At 60.5% G+C, this 16,885-nt stretch carries 15 protein-coding genes; 13 read left to right on the top strand and 2 right to left on the bottom strand.

The features are described from left to right. The first annotated feature begins 993 nt into the window (after positions 1-993). The 5 genes from AACV02_RS22155 (at position 994) to AACV02_RS22175 (ending at position 6,294) form a co-directional block, all read left to right on the top strand. On the top strand, positions 994-1,815 hold the full coding sequence (locus AACV02_RS22155) for an SDR family oxidoreductase (protein ID WP_119742024.1): 822 nt from the start codon (positions 994-996) through the stop codon (positions 1,813-1,815). Positions 1,816-1,844: 29 nt separating this feature from the next. Continuing rightward, positions 1,845-2,825, top strand: coding sequence for a substrate-binding domain-containing protein (locus AACV02_RS22160; RefSeq protein WP_106576180.1), 981 nt, complete (start codon positions 1,845-1,847; stop codon positions 2,823-2,825). After that, on the top strand, positions 2,822-4,321 hold the full coding sequence (araG, locus tag AACV02_RS22165; protein ID WP_119742026.1) for an L-arabinose ABC transporter ATP-binding protein AraG: 1,500 nt from the start codon (positions 2,822-2,824) through the stop codon (positions 4,319-4,321). The genes AACV02_RS22160 and araG overlap by 4 nt, the downstream gene beginning before the upstream one ends. Before the next feature lie 17 nt (positions 4,322-4,338). Further along, entirely contained in the window at positions 4,339-5,304 is a 966-nt protein-coding gene (gene araH, locus AACV02_RS22170) for an L-arabinose ABC transporter permease AraH (protein ID WP_106576704.1), read from the top strand. A gap of 186 nt (positions 5,305-5,490) precedes the next feature. Next, positions 5,491-6,294, top strand: coding sequence for an IclR family transcriptional regulator (locus AACV02_RS22175; protein WP_106576182.1), 804 nt, complete (start codon positions 5,491-5,493; stop codon positions 6,292-6,294). On the opposite strand, the gene AACV02_RS22180 is transcribed toward AACV02_RS22175, so the two are convergent. Next, positions 6,295-7,347 carry an NAD(P)-dependent alcohol dehydrogenase gene (locus AACV02_RS22180; protein WP_106576183.1) on the bottom strand — a complete coding sequence of 351 codons (1,053 nt, stop codon included), beginning with the start codon at positions 7,345-7,347 and terminating at the stop codon, positions 6,295-6,297. 181 nt (positions 7,348-7,528) lie between these two features. On the opposite strand from AACV02_RS22180, the gene AACV02_RS22185 reads away from it, so the two are divergent. Further along, positions 7,529-8,419 (top strand): AraC family transcriptional regulator, encoded by an 891-nt coding sequence (locus AACV02_RS22185; protein ID WP_106576185.1) that lies wholly within the window; start codon positions 7,529-7,531, stop codon positions 8,417-8,419. A gap of 168 nt (positions 8,420-8,587) precedes the next feature. Here the strand turns inward: AACV02_RS22185 and AACV02_RS22190 are convergent, their stop codons facing one another. Then, complete coding sequence (locus AACV02_RS22190; protein WP_119742028.1) at positions 8,588-10,252, bottom strand: electron transfer flavoprotein-ubiquinone oxidoreductase; 1,665 nt, start codon at positions 10,250-10,252, stop codon at positions 8,588-8,590. A 532-nt stretch (positions 10,253-10,784) separates the two neighbouring features. Here AACV02_RS22190 and AACV02_RS22195 point away from each other — a divergent pair. From AACV02_RS22195 to AACV02_RS22225, 7 genes are all read left to right on the top strand, one after another. Further along, complete coding sequence (locus AACV02_RS22195; protein ID WP_119742030.1) at positions 10,785-11,534, top strand: electron transfer flavoprotein subunit beta/FixA family protein; 750 nt, start codon at positions 10,785-10,787, stop codon at positions 11,532-11,534. A 2-nt stretch (positions 11,535-11,536) separates the two neighbouring features. After that, the gene (locus AACV02_RS22200) at positions 11,537-12,466 is read left to right on the top strand and encodes an electron transfer flavoprotein subunit alpha/FixB family protein (protein ID WP_053257535.1); all 930 of its coding nucleotides are present in this window, start codon (positions 11,537-11,539) and stop codon (positions 12,464-12,466) included. A gap of 81 nt (positions 12,467-12,547) precedes the next feature. Further along, positions 12,548-13,369 carry a substrate-binding periplasmic protein gene (locus AACV02_RS22205; RefSeq protein WP_119742032.1) on the top strand — a complete coding sequence of 274 codons (822 nt, stop codon included), beginning with the start codon at positions 12,548-12,550 and terminating at the stop codon, positions 13,367-13,369. A gap of 9 nt (positions 13,370-13,378) precedes the next feature. Next, positions 13,379-13,741 carry a DUF4398 domain-containing protein gene (locus AACV02_RS22210; protein ID WP_119742034.1) on the top strand — a complete coding sequence of 121 codons (363 nt, stop codon included), beginning with the start codon at positions 13,379-13,381 and terminating at the stop codon, positions 13,739-13,741. Further along, positions 13,738-14,553, top strand: a complete 816-nt coding sequence (locus AACV02_RS22215; RefSeq protein WP_106576191.1) for an OmpA family protein — start codon at positions 13,738-13,740, stop codon at positions 14,551-14,553. The genes AACV02_RS22210 and AACV02_RS22215 overlap by 4 nt, the downstream gene beginning before the upstream one ends. A gap of 252 nt (positions 14,554-14,805) precedes the next feature. Then, positions 14,806-16,245 (top strand): aminotransferase-like domain-containing protein, encoded by a 1,440-nt coding sequence (locus AACV02_RS22220; RefSeq protein ID WP_106576193.1) that lies wholly within the window; start codon positions 14,806-14,808, stop codon positions 16,243-16,245. Between the two features lie 117 nt (positions 16,246-16,362). Beyond that, positions 16,363-16,857 carry a translation initiation factor 2 gene (locus tag AACV02_RS22225; RefSeq protein WP_119742036.1) on the top strand — a complete coding sequence of 165 codons (495 nt, stop codon included), beginning with the start codon at positions 16,363-16,365 and terminating at the stop codon, positions 16,855-16,857. Positions 16,858-16,885 lie beyond the last annotated feature (28 nt).

Raw genomic sequence — 16,885 nt, forward strand, 5'->3', positions numbered from 1 at the left:
TCGCGAAGGCGGTGTATCAGTAACAATCAAGCCGCCTGACCCACCGCTATCGCAGGCAAGCCAGCTCCCACCTTTATGGGTGACAGACCAAAATCTACGCACCCAGCGCAATCCAAATGTGGGAGCTGGATTGCCCGCGAAGGCGGTGTATCTGCACCAACCAAGCCGCCTGACCCACCGCCATCGCAGTCAAGCCAGCTCCCACACTAATGAGCGGCAGACCAAAATCTCCGCACCCATCTCAATCCAAAGATGGGAGCGGGCTTGCCCGCGAAGGCGGTGTATCTGCCCCAACCAAGCCGCCTGACCCACCGCCATCGCAGTCAAGCCAGCTCCCACACTAATGAGCGGCAGACCAAAATCTCCGCACCCACCTCAATCCAAATGTGGGAGCGGGCTTGCCCGCGAAGGCGGTGTATCTGCCCCAACCAAGCCGCCTGACCCACCGCCATCGCAGGCAAGCCAGCTCCCACCTTTATGGGTGACAGACCAAAATCTTCGCACCCACCTCAATCCAAATGTGGGAGCGGGCTTGCCCGCGAAGGCGGTGTATCAGTAACAACCAAGCCGCCTGACCCACCGCCATCGCAGGCAAGCCAGCTCCCACATTAATGAGCGGCAGACCAAAATCTCCGCACCCACCTCAATCCAAATGTGGGAGCGGGCTTGCCCGCGAAGGCGGTGTATCTGCCCCAACCAAGCCGCCTGACCCACCGCCATCGCAGGCAAGCCAGCTCCCCCACTAATGAGCGACAGAGCAAAATTCCGCATCCACCTCAGCCCAATTGTGGGAGCCGGGCTTGCCCGCGATGGCACTCCTCCAGCCAACCATCCACCTCTGGACGCACCGCATTCCCAAGAACCCGCACGCCCGCATTTTTCAGGCTTTGTTTCAATATATGGGATGCAAATTTATATATTGAGATATTTCAAAAGATGGGTTTATAGTCGCCTGCATCAGCACTCACTACCAAAAATAAAACAGGTGAAGCGATGCAGCCCCAACCGTTGTCATTACCCGCCGTGCCGGAACCCACCTACGGTGAGCGGCTGAAAAACAAAGTGGTGATCATCACCGGCGCCGCTCAAGGCATTGGCGAGGCGATTGTCGCCTGCTTCCAGGCCCAGCAGGCCCGTCTGGTGATCGCGGATATCCAGGCTGAAAAGGTCCAGAGCGTCGCCGCCCACTGGCGCGAACGCGGTGCCGACATTGTCGCGCAGGCCGTCGACATCACGTCCAAAGAGCAATGGCAGTCGCTGGTCAACCTGGCCATCGAGCGCTTTGGCCGTGTGGATGTGTTGGTCAACTGCGCCGGCGTCAATGTGTTCCGTGACCCGCTGGAGATGACCGACGAAGACTGGCGCCGCTGCTTTGCCATCGACCTCGACGGCGCCTGGTACGGTTGCCGTACGGTGCTGCCGCACATGATCGAGCAGGGCATCGGCAACATCATCAACATCGCCTCCACCCATTCCAGCCACATCATCCCCGGCTGCTTTCCCTACCCGGTCGCCAAGCACGGCCTGCTCGGCCTGACCCGCGCGCTCGGCGTCGAATACGCACCCAAGGGCATCCGCGTGAATGCCATCGCGCCGGGCTATATCGAAACCCAGCTCAATGTTGATTACTGGAACGGTTTCCCCGACCCGCATGCCGAGCGCCAACGCGCGTTCGACCTGCACCCGCCCAAGCGCATCGGCCAGCCGGTCGAGGTGGCGATGACGGCGCTGTTCCTGGCGACTGACGAGGCGCCCTTTATCAACGCAACCTGCCTGATGATCGATGGCGGGCGTTCTGTGATGTACCACGACTAAAATTTTTCGATAACAAGAAGAGGTGGTTCATGTTCAAGAAAACACTCGGCGCCCTGGCGCTCGCCGCAGCCTTCAGCGGCTTCGTGTCTGCCGAAGAGGTAAAGATTGGCTTTTTGGTCAAGCAGGCAGAAGAGCCCTGGTTCCAGACCGAATGGGCCTTCGCCGAAAAGGCCGGCAAGGACCAGGGCTTCACCGTGATCAAGATCGCCGTGCCCGATGGCGAGAAAACCCTGTCGGCCATCGACACCCTCGCCGCCAACGGCGCCAAGGGCTTTGTGATCTGCCCGCCGGACGTGTCACTGGGCCCGGCGATCATGGCCAAGGCCAAGCTCAACGGCTTGAAAGTGCTGGCGGTGGATGACCGTTTCGTCGACGCCAAAGGCAAGCCCATGGAAGACGTCCCTTACGTCGGCCTGGACGCCTACAAGATCGGCCAGAAACAAGGCGAAGCCATGGCCACCGAAGCCAAGCACCGCAACTGGGACTGGAAGGAAACCTACGCCGTCATCAACACCTTTGATGAGCTGGAAACCGGCAAGAAACGCACCGACGGTTCGGTAGAAGGCCTCAAGGCCGCCGGCTTGCCCGCCGACCACATCCTGTTCAGCGCACAGAAAACCCTCGACGTGCCGGGCAGTATGGATTCGACCAACTCGGCACTGGTGAAACTGCCGGGCACCGCGAAAAACCTGATCATCGGCGGCATGAACGACAGCACCGTGCTTGGCGGCGTGCGCGCCACCGAAAGCGCCGGGTTCAAGGCGGCCAACGTGATTGGCGTGGGCATCAATGGCACCGATGCCATCGAAGAACTCAAGAAATCAGACACCGGTTTCTACGGCTCGATGCTGCTGAGCCCGGACGCTTCCGGCTACAAAACCGCCACGGCGATGTTCGAGTGGGTGACCAAAGGCACTGAGCCGGCCAAGTTCACCGCCCTGGACAACGTGACCCTGATCACCCGCGCCAACTTCAAGGAAGAGTTGAGCAAAATCGGTCTGTGGAAATGACCGGCGCGGCCTTGCGCTTCAACGGCATCGGCAAGGAATTTCCTGGGGTCAAAGCCTTGGCGCAGATCAGCTTTGAAGCGCGGCCGCACTCGGTGCACGCGCTGATGGGCGAGAACGGCGCGGGCAAATCGACCCTGCTGAAAATCCTCGGTGGCGCCTACATTCCGAGCAGCGGCACGGTGCAGATCGGCGAGCAGACCATGGACTTCAAGTCTGCCGCCGACAGCATTGCCAACGGCGTCGCGGTGATCCACCAGGAGTTGCACCTGGTGCCGGAAATGACCGTGGCCGAGAACCTGTTCCTCGGGCATTTGCCGTCGCGTTTTGGCGTGGTCAATGGCGGGCTGCTGCGCAAGCAGGCGCTGGCGTGTCTCAAAGGCCTGGCCGATGAGATCGACCCGCAGGAGAAGCTCGGCCGGCTGTCGCTGGGCCAGCGTCAGCTGGTGGAAATCGCCAAGGCATTGTCGCGTGGCGCCCATGTGATTGCCTTCGACGAACCCACCAGCAGTCTGTCGGCGCGTGAGATCGACCGTTTGATGGCGATCATCACGCGCCTGCGCGACGAGGGCAAAGTGGTGCTCTACGTGTCGCACCGTATGGAGGAGGTGTTTCGCATCTGCGACGCGGTGACGGTGTTCAAGGACGGCCGCTTTGTGCGCACCTTTGACGACATGGCCACACTGACCCACGACCAATTGGTAACGTGTATGGTCGGCCGGGATATTCAGGACATCTACGACTACCGCCCGCGTGAGCGCGGCGAGGTGGCGCTCAGGGTCGAGGGGCTGCTGGGCCCGGGCCTGCGCGAAGCGGTCAGCCTTGAGGTGCACAAGGGCGAGATTCTCGGCCTGTTCGGGTTGGTTGGCGCGGGGCGTACCGAGTTGTTTCGGCTGCTGAGCGGATTAACGCGCTCCACCGCCGGTCAGCTGCAGCTCTTTGGTGAAACCCTGCACCTGCGCTCGCCGCGTGATGCCATCGATGCGGGCGTGCTGCTGTGCCCGGAAGACCGTAAAAAGGAAGGCATCATCCCGCTGTCCAGCGTCGCCGAGAACATCAACATCAGCGCACGCGGCGCCCATGCCACCTTTGGCTGGCTGCTGCGCGAGGGCTGGGAGAAGGGCAACGCCGACCAGCAAATCAAGGCAATGAAAGTCAAAACGCCAAACGCCGAGCAGAAAATCATGTACCTGTCCGGCGGTAACCAGCAGAAGGCCATTCTCGGCCGCTGGCTGTCGATGCCGATGAAGGTGCTGCTGCTCGATGAGCCGACGCGCGGCATCGACATCGGCGCCAAGTCGGAGATCTACCAGATCATCCACAACCTGGCCGCCAGCGGCATCGCGGTGATCGTGGTGTCCAGCGACTTGATGGAAGTCATGGGCATCTCCGACCGCATCCTGGTGATGAGCGAAGGCGTGCTGACCGGCGAGTTGAACCGCGATCAGGCGGACGAAGCACAGCTATTGCAACTGGCACTTCCGCGTACGCGGGCTTGAAGAATTCGAGGTGAATGATGTCGCAAATAAAAACTGCAAAGAGCTTCTGGCCGGGTTTTAACCAGCGCAAGTTTCTTGATGATTGGGTGATGCTGCTCGCCGCGTTGAGCATCTTTGTGCTCAGTGCGTTGTTTATCGACAACTTCCTCTCGCCGCTGAACATGCGCGGGCTGGGCCTGGCGATTTCCACGGTGGGCATCGCTGCGTGCACCATGTTGTTCTGCCTGGCGTCGGGGCACTTCGACTTGTCGGTGGGTTCGGTGATTGCCTGCGCCGGCGTCGTGGCGGGGATTGTGATTCGTGACACCGACAGCGTGGTGCTCGGCGTGTCGGCGGCGTTGGCCATGGGCCTGGTGGTGGGGCTGATCAACGGCATTGTCATCGCCAAGCTGCGTATCAACGCCTTGATTGCCACGTTGGCGACCATGCAGATCGTGCGCGGCCTGGCCTACATCTTTTCCAACGGCAAAGCCGTCGGCGTAATGGACGAGCGCTTTTTCGTGTTCGGCAATGGCCAATTGATGGGCGTGCCGGTGCCGATCATTATCACCGTACTGTGCTTTGTGTTCTTCGGCTGGCTGCTCAACTACACCACCTACGGGCGCAACACCATGGCCATCGGCGGCAACCAGGAAGCGGCGTTGCTGGCCGGGGTGAACGTCGATCGCACCAAGATCATCATCTTTGCCGTGCACGGTTTGATCGGTGCCCTGGCTGGGGTGATCCTCGCCTCGCGCATGACCTCGGGCCAGCCGATGATCGGGCAGGGCTTTGAGCTGACGGTGATTTCCGCCTGTGTACTGGGCGGCGTGTCGCTGAGCGGCGGCATCGGCATGATCCGGCACGTGATTGCCGGGGTGCTGATTTTGGCGATCATCGAGAATGCGATGAACCTGAAGAACATCGACACCTTTTACCAGTACGTGATCCGCGGTTCGATCCTGTTGCTGGCGGTGATTATCGACCGCATGAAGCAACGCTAAAGTCGTGCCCTGTGGAGATCAAAATGTGGGAGCTGGCTTGCCTGCGATAGCGGTGTGTCAGCCTGCACGTTTACTGCTGACACGCCCTCATCGCAGGCAAGCCAGCTCCCACAGTGGATCTCCTCTGTTCAGGAGGGCTGCATTTGCCATAATGGCGCCGTTTTCGTACTTCCCAATAGGCCCGATATGCAGGAAAACGCCCACATCCCCGTCAAAGACGCCGCGCCCACCGGCACCCAGACTCTGTTGCGTGGCCTGGGCGTGGTACAGGCAGTGGCGGCCGGTGCGCGGGATCTGAAAGAGATCGCCCGGCGCATCGGCACCACCCGCAGCACTACCCACCGCCTGGCCAGTTGCCTGGTGGAAGAGCGTTACCTGCGCGTGGTGCCGCAAGTCGGTTACCTGTTGGGGCCCAAGCTGATCGAGTTGGGCTTCCAGGCCCGTGAAGAATTGCCGTTGGTGAGCCTCGCGGTGCCGTATCTGGATGAGTTGTCGGCGCTGACCGGCGACACCATCCACCTGGCGATTCGCGAATACGACGACGTGCTTTACCTGCACAAGAATCCCGGCCGTAACGGTCCGGAAATGCGCTCGCGGGTGGGCCATCGCATGCCACTGGCGCGCACGGGTGTGGGCAAGGCAATGTTGCTGGACGACTCGGTGCAGGAGTGGCAGCGCCTGTATGAAGCCAGCCTTCCGGCCGGTGGCAAGAGCCAGCAGTGGCCGCAGCACCCGGAGCAATCCTGGGCGCAGTTCGAGCAGCGCATGCGCGAATACGTGGCGGGGGGGTATGCGTTCGATCTGGAAGACAACGAACCGTCGATCCGTTGTGTGGCGGCACCGGTGCGCGATGCCAGCCGGCGAATCGTCGCCGGCATCAGCATCGCCAGTACCGTGCCCTACATGCCGCTGGAAAAAATGGCCGAGCTGATCCCTGTGATCAAACAGGTCGCAGCGCGGCTGTCAGCGGAGTTGGGCGCCAAGGCCTGATCAGGCCTTCAAGGTCGCCATGTCGATGACAAAGCGGTATTTCACATCACCGGCGATCATGCGGGTGTAAGCCTCATTGATCTGGCGGATGTCGAGCATTTCGATGTCGCAGGTGATGTTGTGCTCGGCGCAGAAATCCAGGACTTCCTGGGTTTCGGCAATACCGCCGATCAACGAACCGGCCAGCACTTTACGGCCCAGCACCAGCTTGGCAGCGTTGACCGGCGGATCGACCGGCTCGATCAGGCCGACCAGAATGTGCACGCCGTCAAAGCGCAGCACGTCGAGGTAGGGGTTCAGGTCGTGCTGCACGGGAATGGTGTCGAGCAGGAAGTCGAAGCTGCCGGCAGCGGCTTTCATTTGCTCGGCGTCGGTGGACACGATCACGTGATCGGCGCCCTGGCGACGGCCTTCTTCAGCCTTGCTCGCGGAGCGGGTGAACAGCGTGACTTCTGCGCCCATCGCCTTGGCGAACTTGATGCCCATGTGGCCCAGGCCACCCATGCCCAGCACGCCGACTTTGTCGCCCGCTTTCACGCCGTAGTGCTTGAGTGGCGAGTAGGTGGTGATGCCGGCACACAGGATCGGTGCGGCGCTGGCCAGGTCGAGCTTGGCCGGGATTTTCACCACGAAGTGCTCGCTGACCACGATGCTGTCGGAGTAGCCGCCCATGGTGTTGCTGCCGTCGACCCGGTCCGGGGTGGCGTAAGTCATGGTCGGGCCTTCGAGGCAGTATTGCTCCAGGTCCGCGTGGCAGGCGTCGCAGTGACGGCACGAATCAACCATGCAGCCTACGCCGACCAGGTCGCCGACTTTGTGCGCGGTGACGCTGGCGCCGACGGCGGTGACTTTGCCGACGATCTCGTGGCCCGGCATCAGCGGGTAAACGGCAATGCCCCACTCGTTGCGCGCCTGGTGGATGTCGGAGTGGCACACGCCGCAGTAGAGAATCTCGATGGCCACGTCATCGGCGCGCGGGCTGCGGCGCTCGAAGGACATCGGGGCGAGGGGAGTGGTCGGCGACTGGGCGGCATAACCGATGGCGGTATACATGAGGAAACCTCGCAGCAGGAATAACTAGGGAGGCGGCGCATTCTCCGCGCCGCGCCTGAATGCGGCCATGGCGATTGCTCCGAGTCTCATGCCTATTCGTCCGGGAGTGCCCCTTGTTTGGATCCATGTGCCCTCAGACCTGCGATGATGCTCTCATCCCTTTTTCGCGAAGTTTTTTGCCATGTTGTTGACCCGCCATCTCGACGCCAACGCCACGTTGGTGGCCTTGATAAAAGGGCTTACGCCCTGCGACGGATTTTCGCCGACGAACCTTCCCGGCGTGCAGGTCTTGCGCGCCAGTTGCGACGTGGCGCGCGGCCCGCAGATCTACGAGCCGAGCCTGATGATCGTCGCCCAGGGCAGCAAGGTCGCCTACCTGGGCCCGCGTACGCTGGAGTATGGCGCCGGGCATTATTTGATCCAGGCGATGCCGGTGCCGTTTGAATGCGAGACCTTTGCCCTGCCGAACGCGCCGTTGTATGGCGTGACGGTGGGTATTGATCGGGTGGTGCTGGGCGAGTTGGTCATGGCCATGGGCATTCAGGCCGGGCCGCCGCCGGCAGCGCAGACGCTGGAATCGATGAGTTCGGTGGTGCTCGATGATGCGATGCGTGGGTGCGTCGAGCGGCTGTTGCAGTGCCTGCACGATCCGCTGGAGAGCCGGATCATGGGCCCGGCGCGGGTGCGCGAATTGTTGTTCACCGCGTTGCGTGGGCCGCAGGCCGATGTGTTGCGGGCGTTGGTGGAGCAGCAGGGGCAGTTTTCGCGCATCGCCACGTCGTTGAATCACCTGCATGCCCATTACGCCGAGCCGCTGAATATCGAGACGTTGGCAGGTTATGCGCACATGAGCGCGTCGACGTTTCACGAGCATTTCAAGCGCTGTACGTTGTTGTCGCCGGTGCAGTATTTGAAGCGGTTGCGGTTGCTCAAGGCGCAGCAGTTGCTGCTGGTGGAGGGCATGGGTGTGGCGCAGGCGGCACACAATGTGGGGTATCAGAGTACGTCGCAGTTCAGTCGCGAATATAAGCGCTATTTTTTGCGTAACCCCGGTGAAGAGCGGGCTGCCTGATCACACCTTGCTCAATGTGGGAGCTGGCTTGCCTGCGATGGCGATGGGTCAGCTAAAGATTGGTTGACTGAGACTCCGCTATCGCAGGCAAGCCAGCTCCCACAGTTGATATATGTTGCCCATAAAAAAGGCTCCCATTTGGGAGCCTTTTTTGTTCAAGCAGCTGGCTTACATATTCGGGTAAGTCGGCCCGCCCGCGCCTTCCGGCGTCACCCACGTAATGTTCTGCGAAGGGTCCTTGATGTCACAGGTCTTGCAGTGCACGCAGTTCTGGGCATTGATCTGGAAGCGCTTCTCGCCGTCTTCCTTGGTGATCACTTCATACACGCCGGCCGGGCAGTAGCGCTGCGCCGGTTCATCGTAGAGCGGCAGGTTGGTGCCGATCGGGATGCTCGGGTCTTTGAGCTTCAAGTGGCACGGCTGTTCTTCTTCGTGGTTGGTACCGGAGATGAACACCGAGCTCAGCTTGTCGAAGCTCAGCTTGCCGTCGGGTTTTGGGTAATCGATCTTCTTGCTGTCCTTGGCGAGCTTCAGGCAGGCGTAGTCCGGCTTGGTGTCGTGCAAGGTGAACGGCATTTTGCCGCCGAGGATGTTCTGGTCGAACCAGTTGAATCCGGCACCCAGGATCGGGCCGAATTTGTGCATCGCCGGGCCGAAGTTGCGGCTGGCAAACAGCTCTTCGTAGAGCCAGCTGGCTTTGAAGCTGTCGACGTAGTTGGTCAGTTCGTCGCCGCCTTCAGACTCGGCGAACAGGCGTTCGGCCACCGCGTCGGCGGCGAGCATGCCGGACTTCATCGCAGTGTGGCTGCCCTTGATCTTGGCCACGTTCATGGTGCCCAGGTCGCAGCCGATCAAGGCGCCGCCTTCGAAGACCATCTTCGGCAACGAGTTGATGCCGCCTTTGGCCAAGGCACGCGCGCCGTAGCTGACGCGCTTGCCGCCTTCCAGGTACTGGGCCAGCACCGGGTGATGCTTGAGGCGCTGAAACTCATCGAATGGCGACAGGAACGTGTTGCTGTAGGACAGGTCGACGATCAGACCCACGACCACCTGGTTGTTTTCCAGGTGATAGAGGAAAGAACCGCCCGTGTTCTCGTTGCTCATGATGTCCAGCGGCCAACCGGCGGTGTGTACCACCAGGCCAGGTTGGTGCTTGGCAGGGTCGATTTCCCAGATTTCTTTCAGGCCGATGCCGTAGTGCTGTGCGTCGGCGTCGCTGTCCAGGTTGAAGCGCTGGATCAGTTGCTTGCCGATGTGGCCACGGCAGCCTTCGGCGAACAGCGTGTACTTGCCACGCAGCTCCATGCCTGGGGTATAGACGCCTTCTTTTGGATGGCCTTCGCGGTCGACGCCGAGGTCGCCGGTGATGATTCCGCGGACCACGCCGTTTTCGTCGAACAGCGCTTCTTGAGCGGCGAAGCCTGGGTAGACTTCCACACCCAGGTTCTCAGCCTGCTGGGCCAGCCAGCGGCACAGGTTGCCCAGGGAGATGATGTAGTTGCCTTCGTTGTGCATGGTCTTGGGCACAAAGAAGTCGGGAACCTTGGTGGCGGCTTCCGGGCTGCGCAGTACATAGATGTCATCGCGCACCACGGGCGTGTTGAGCGGGGCGCCAAGTGCTTTCCAGTCCGGGAACAGTTCGTTCAGGGCGCGGGGTTCAAACACCGCACCGGAAAGGATGTGCGCGCCGACTTCGGAGCCTTTCTCGACCACGCAGACGCTGATTTCTTTACCGGCTTCGGCGGCCTTCTGCTTCAGTCGGCAGGCGGCAGACAGGCCTGCCGGGCCAGCGCCGACGATGACCACGTCGAATTCCATGTATTCGCGTTCCACAGGCTATCTCCTACTCAAGGCTCAACAGGCTTTTTTTTTAATGGGTGGAGGTTCGGTGTCGCATCCGTCATCACTGCATTCGGAGCACGCGATGACCCACCTTTCTCTCTAGGTGGCGCATTATATCTACACCACTGGCAGCGTCCAATACAAACGTTTGTTTGAATTGCTTGGAAGCTAGGTAAATCAAAGCAACGCGGCTTATGACTGGCTATTTTGGCGTATTGACCAGAATAGGCGTTCCGGTCAATATACGGTCGGTTTTGCGCATACCGTAGGCATACCGCAGGTTTCAAGAGCACGTCCAAAAGCAGGGCCAAGGCAAAACAGGTGACGCGCGTTTCATTGATGGCGCGCAGTTTACACGCCGCGATAAAGAATGACCTCTCAGTCACCACTGACGAACGGTCATCATTTCCCGTGAGCAAGGTCATCCGCCGACGTTTTTGGAGGTGCCCTTGTGTGCCGATGAGCATCAACCGCCAGGTTCGCCTAGGCGACTTTCTTTTCACCGGAGAGTAACGAGGAATCCATGAAGGTTCTTGTAGCTGTCAAACGCGTTGTCGATTACAACGTGAAAGTTCGCGTCAAGGCGGACAATTCCGGCGTCGACCTCGCTAACGTCAAGATGTCGATGAACCCTTTCTGCGAAATCGCTGTGGAAGAAGCCGTACGCCTGAAAGAGAAAGGCGTGGCGACTGAAATCGTCGTGGTTTCCATCGGTCCTACCACTGCCCAAGAGCAGTTGCGTACCGCCCTGGCACTGGGCGCCGACCGCGCCATCCTGGTTGAATCGGCTGAAGAGCTGACCTCCCTGGCCGTTGCCAAGTTGCTCAAAGCCGTTGTCGACAAGGAACAGCCTCAGATGGTGATCCTCGGCAAACAAGCCATCGACAGCGACAACAACCAGACGGGCCAGATGCTGGCTGCGCTGACCGGTTATGGCCAGGGCACTTTCGCCTCCAAAGTCGAAGTGAGCGGCGACAGCGTTGCTGTTACCCGTGAAATCGACGGCGGCGCACAGACCGTTTCGCTGAAACTGCCGGCCATCGTCACCACCGACCTGCGTTTGAACGAGCCGCGCTATGCGTCCCTGCCAAACATCATGAAAGCCAAGAAGAAGCCGCTTGAGTCGCTGACTCCAGAAGCTTTGGGCGTTTCCACCGCCTCCACCAACAAGACCGTCAAGGTTGAAGCGCCGGCTGCACGCAGCGCGGGCATCAAGGTCAAGTCGGTGGCCGAACTGGTCGAGAAACTGAAAAACGAAGCGAAGGTAATCTAATCATGACTATCTTGGTAATCGCAGAACACGACAACAAGGTGCTGGCCCCGGCCACCCTGAACACCGTGGCTGCCGCTGCGAAAATCGGTGGCGACATTCACGTGCTGGTCGCAGGTCAAGGCGCTGGCGCCGTGGCTGAAGCCGCAGCGAAAATCGCTGGCGTGAGCAAAGTACTGCTGGCCGACAACGCCGCTTACGCGCATCAGCTGCCGGAAAACGTTGCCCCTCTGGTTGCAGAGCTGGGCGCTGGCTACAGCCACATCCTGGCTGCCGCTACTTCCAACGGCAAAAACATCCTGCCACGCGTTGCCGCGCAGCTGGACGTTGACCAGATCTCCGAGATCATCTCGGTTGAAAGCGCTGATACCTTCAAACGCCCGATCTACGCCGGTAACGCCATTGCCACCGTGCAGTCCAACGCGTCGGTAAAAGTCATCACCGTGCGTGCCACCGGTTTCGATCCGGTGGCTGCTGAAGGGGGTTCGGCTGCCGTTGAAGCCGTCTCCGCTGCCCACGACGCCGGTACTTCCAGCTTTGTTGGTGAAGAGCTGGCCAAGTCGGATCGTCCTGAGCTGACCGCTGCCAAGATCGTCGTTTCCGGCGGGCGTGGTATGCAGAACGGTGACAACTTCAAGCACCTGTACGCCCTGGCCGACAAGCTGGGCGCTGCGGTGGGCGCGTCCCGCGCGGCCGTCGACGCAGGTTTTGTACCCAACGACATGCAGGTCGGCCAGACCGGCAAAATCGTTGCGCCACAGCTGTACATCGCCGTCGGTATCTCCGGCGCGATCCAGCACTTGGCCGGTATGAAAGACTCCAAAGTGATCGTTGCGATCAACAAGGACGAAGAAGCGCCGATCTTCCAGGTGGCTGATTACGGCCTGGTGGCAGACTTGTTCGAAGCCGTACCCGAGTTGGAGAAGCTGGTCTAATCCAGCCGCTTCACTTATAAAGAGCCCGGTCTTTGGACCGGGCTTTTTTTTGCGCGCCCCTTTTTATTCTGGAGAACCGCCATGGATCTGCGTCCCGTAGTGCTGGCACTGACCCTTGGATTGGCGTTACTGCCGAGCCTGGCGCTGGCCGCCGGCAAATGTGAGCGCCTGGTGATCACCGGCAGCCCGGATGCGCCGCCTTTGCTATGGCGTGACCCACAAGACCCGACGCACCTGATCGGCGCCACCGCCGATGTGTTGCAACAAGTGGCCAAAGAGCTGGGGCTTAAAGTCGACCTGCTCTATGGTGGCAAACGCGCCTTGGCCCTGGATGAAGTACGCAGCGGGCGCATGGACATTCTTGCCGATGCGCCGTTGAACCTGGGTGAGTTGGAAAGCCTTGATTACATCCACCCAGCCTTGATGCGGATCGACTACCTGGTCTGGACCCGTAAGGATTCGGCGCTGGTCTATGCCACGGCGGCCGACCTGCACGGCCAAAAGGGCGCAGTCTCGGAACGCGCGCGCTTGAGTGCCGATTTTGACACCTTCGCCAGCCAACAGCTCAACCTGCAACGCTTTCCCACCTTGACGCCGGCCTTTCAAAAACTGTTGCTGGGGGAAGTGGACTACGTGCTCGCCGGGCGTTATTCGGGCATGGCCATGGCCCAGACTCTGGGCATGAGCAATGACCTGATCGCACGTGAAGTGCCTGTCGATCAGCCCGGCTTGTACCTGGCGATTTCCCACAACTCGGCCTGCAATGATCCGTGGCTGCGCGGACAGCTGGCCAAAAAGATGACAGAATTGCCCGCGTCCGGTGTGGTGCAAGCAGCAATGCAGCGCAACCTCGAGCGCTGGAAAGCGCAATTGCAGCAACCCGTCGGCACCCCAGCAAAGTAAGGATTTACAGTGACTATTCGACCTCTTTTCGCGGCCCTCGCCGTTGTTGCTTTGGCGGGATGTGCAGCCGATCCTGCGCCGAATGAGCAAATACGGCTCACCCAGCAAGCCCTGGAACAAGCCAGCGCCGTGGGGGCCAGCGCCGACGACTCGCCTGAGCTGAAGCTGGCCGAAGACAAGTTCGCCAGGGCCAAGGCCGACATGGCCGATGAGTCCTACAAGCATGCGCGCATGCGGGCCGAACAAGCCGAGTTGGACGCGCGTCTGGCCGAAGCCAAGATTCTGACCCAAAAGAGCCAAGAGCAACTGAGCGTGCTCAACACCCGCATCACCCGCCTGCGCAAGCAATTGCAGCTGGGAGAAGCCCAATGAGCCCGATGATCCGTGGTTTGAGTTGTGTCGTGCTGCTGGGCAGCGCCGCCCTGGGCGGTTGCGCCAGCCAACCGAACAGCGAGCAGGCCTTGCAACAGGCCGGCACTGATTTCCAGAAGGTCAAGGAAGACGCCAATGTGCTGCGCTTTGCACCCAAGGACGTCATTCGCGCCGGTGAGTCCCTGGCGCGCGCCGATCGTTTGTCCAGCTACTGGGGCAGCGGTGCCGACGTGGTGCATTACGCTTACCTGAGCCAGCGTTACAGTGCGATCGCCCGCGAACACACCGAACAGGGCCTCAACGCCGAGCGCGGCACCAAGCTCGAATTGGAACGCCAGCGCCTGCAGCTGGCGCTGCGCGAAAACAAACTTGCCAGCGTGCAGCAACAGGGCAAGTGGCTCGAAGAGCAAATCGCCAGCCTGACCACCACCCAGACTGATCGCGGCCTGGTGATGACCCTCGGCGATGTGTTGTTCGACACCGGCGAAGCGCAATTGGAAAACTCGGCCAACCGCACGGTGTTGAAAATTGTGCAGTTCCTGCAACTGAACCCCAAGCGCGTGGTGCGCATCGAGGGCTACACCGACAACACCGGTGGCGAGCAGGAAAACCTGAAGCTGTCGCGCGACCGTGCGCAATCGGTGGCCGACGTGCTGATGGACCTGGGGATCGATGAAAAACGTATCCAGGTCGAAGGCTATGGCGACCAGTACCCGGTCGAAGCCAACGCCTCCGAACGTGGCCGCGCGCAGAACCGTCGGGTGGAAATTGTGTTCTCCGATGAAAAGGGCCAGCTGGGCGCTGCCCGCTAACGCCTGACGCCGATCAACCTGTGGGAGCGGGTTTGCTCGCGAATGCATTGGGTCAGTCAACATTTCAGTGGCTGACACACTGCATTCGCGAGCAAGCCCGCTCCCACATTTTTGTTCGGGGTACCCCCTTACAGTTTTTTCTATCACTGCCGCCCGCGCTCGACTATTCTCGCAACTGTCCCCGTACACTTCTAAACTGTGCCGGTATGTTTCACACAAAAATAAAATACCCGTGAAATCGAGTGCTGCGTCATGACCAATCTGTTGCTCTACCAACGTATCGCCCAGCAACTGGCTGAGGACATCCGCCGTGGCGTCTATCAGCCCGGTGAGCGTGTGCCCTCGGTGCGCAAAATGAGCTCCCAGCTCAACGTCAGCCACGCCACGGTGTTACAGGCCTATGCCAACCTGGAAGACCAGGGGCTGATCCGGGCGCGGCCGCAGTCGGGCTATTACGTGCACCAGACACCTGCGTTGACGGCCCCCACGCCGGACATCGCGCGGGTCGAGCGCCCGGGGTTGGTCACCCGCAGCAGCATCATCCAGCAAGTCTTGGTCGAGTCGCGCCGCGAAGGTGTGTTCCCATTGGGCGCCGCCGTGCCGAGTGTGGATTACCTTCCTGTGCGGGCGCTGCACCAGCAATTGGCCAAAGTCACCCGCTTCCAAAGCCCGCGCGCATTCAGTTACATGTTCAGCCCGGGCTTTGAGCCATTGCGCCGCCAAGTGGCGATTCGCATGCGCGACGCCGGCGTAGTGGTGGACCCCTCCGAAGTGGTGATCACCCACGGTTGTGTCGATGCGTTGCAGATGTCGTTGCGCGTGCTGACCCGTCCGGGCGACCTGATCGCCGCCGAATCGCCCACCTATTACGGTTTGCTGCAATTGGCCGATCTGTTGGGCCTCAAAGTCATCGAGATCCCCAGCGACCCGTCCACCGGCATGAGCCTTGAGGCCTTGCAACTGGCGGCCAACCAATGGTCGATCAAGGCCCTGGTGCTGACCACGCGCCTGAGCAATCCCCTGGGCGCGACCATGCCTGAGGAACGCCAGAAACAGTTGCTGCGCCTGGCCTCGGATTTCGATATCCAGATCGTCGAGGACGATATTTACGGCGAACTGATGTTCGAACTGGGCCGCACCAAGGCGCTGAAAGCCTACGACCGCCTCGACCGGGTGATCTACTGCTCGAGCTTTTCCAAGACCTTGTCTCCCGGCGTGCGCATCGGCTGGATGATTGCCGGCAAATACCAGCAGGAAATCCAGCGGCTGCAGATGTTCAGCACCCACTCGGCCTGCAGCGTGACCCAGATGGGCGTTGCGGCCTACCTGGAAAACGGCGGGTATGACCGCCACCTGCGTTATATCCGCCAGGAGTACCGCAAGAACCTCAGCGCGTTTCAGCTGGCGGTGCAGCAGTATTTCCCGGAAGGCACGCAAATGACGCGCCCCAACGGCGGCTTTATCCTGTGGGTCAGTTTGCCGGGGCGGGTCAATACCCAGGAACTGCACGTGCGCGCACTGCAGCAGGGCATCAGCATTGCGCCGGGGGTTATTTTCAGTAATACGGAACAGTTCAACCACTGTATTCGCCTCAACTGCGGCACGCCGTGGAACCGCGAAGCAGAGCGGGCGCTGATGACCTTGGGGATGCTCGCCAGCCAGCTGTGCCAGGAAACCGCAGCCGGGCTTTGAGGCCGGTGGCTGAGGCGTGTAATGGGGACAGTACCGATAGCGGGCTAATCACCAGACTTGTCATGCCGCGCACAACAAGCGAGCATATGGCCCTCTGCCGTTAATGCTGTTGGCGATATGACATCTATTTTTCGCGCTGCTGTAGTGGTTGGCCTGTTAAGCCTGTGTAACGTCGGCACCGTGCTGGCGGCAACGCCTGTGGTGTCTGAAAGCAAGCCCGCCGCCAGTACCGAGCAGGACACCCCCGCGAAAAAACCGGCGCCTGCTAAAAAAGCCCCGGCGGCCAAAAAGAAAACCGCCACGGTGAAAAAGCGCGCACCCGTCGCGAGCAAGTCCAAGTCAGCCCATGAAGTGGCGCAGACCAAACTGCCACCGGCACAGTTGGACCTGACACTGCCTAATGAGATGGTCAGGCACTTGCAGCCCATTGGCACCCTGCCCAAGCCCAAGAGCGTGCCCTTGCTGCCGCCGATGTTTGGCGAGAAACCCTCCGACAACAGCGCGTTCCAGATCAACGGCCGCTTGCTCAGCAACGAGATGAAGCTGCAGTTGCGTAACGACGAACGTCGCGACATCGAAGGCGCGGCGCTGGATTTCGAATTCAAGCAATAAATTTCCGCGCAAAGGTGACGCCACCCAT

It is taken from the genome of Pseudomonas sp. Larv2_ips (assembly GCF_963879675.1).
Lineage (GTDB): Bacteria > Pseudomonadota > Gammaproteobacteria > Pseudomonadales > Pseudomonadaceae > Aquipseudomonas.

Coding starts and splice junctions, on each gene's coding strand:
- AACV02_RS22215 (WP_106576191.1), top strand. CDS start 13,738: ATGAGCCCGATGATCCGTGGTTTGAGTTGTGTCGTGCTGCTGGGCAGC.
- AACV02_RS22160 (WP_106576180.1), top strand. CDS start 1,845: ATGTTCAAGAAAACACTCGGCGCCCTGGCGCTCGCCGCAGCCTTCAGC.
- AACV02_RS22175 (WP_106576182.1), top strand. CDS start 5,491: ATGCAGGAAAACGCCCACATCCCCGTCAAAGACGCCGCGCCCACCGGC.
- AACV02_RS22185 (WP_106576185.1), top strand. CDS start 7,529: ATGTTGTTGACCCGCCATCTCGACGCCAACGCCACGTTGGTGGCCTTG.
- AACV02_RS22205 (WP_119742032.1), top strand. CDS start 12,548: ATGGATCTGCGTCCCGTAGTGCTGGCACTGACCCTTGGATTGGCGTTA.
- araH (WP_106576704.1), top strand. CDS start 4,339: ATGTCGCAAATAAAAACTGCAAAGAGCTTCTGGCCGGGTTTTAACCAG.
- AACV02_RS22225 (WP_119742036.1), top strand. CDS start 16,363: ATGACATCTATTTTTCGCGCTGCTGTAGTGGTTGGCCTGTTAAGCCTG.
- araG (WP_119742026.1), top strand. CDS start 2,822: ATGACCGGCGCGGCCTTGCGCTTCAACGGCATCGGCAAGGAATTTCCT.
- AACV02_RS22200 (WP_053257535.1), top strand. CDS start 11,537: ATGACTATCTTGGTAATCGCAGAACACGACAACAAGGTGCTGGCCCCG.
- AACV02_RS22195 (WP_119742030.1), top strand. CDS start 10,785: ATGAAGGTTCTTGTAGCTGTCAAACGCGTTGTCGATTACAACGTGAAA.
- AACV02_RS22155 (WP_119742024.1), top strand. CDS start 994: ATGCAGCCCCAACCGTTGTCATTACCCGCCGTGCCGGAACCCACCTAC.
- AACV02_RS22220 (WP_106576193.1), top strand. CDS start 14,806: ATGACCAATCTGTTGCTCTACCAACGTATCGCCCAGCAACTGGCTGAG.
- AACV02_RS22180 (WP_106576183.1), bottom strand. CDS start 7,347: ATGTATACCGCCATCGGTTATGCCGCCCAGTCGCCGACCACTCCCCTC.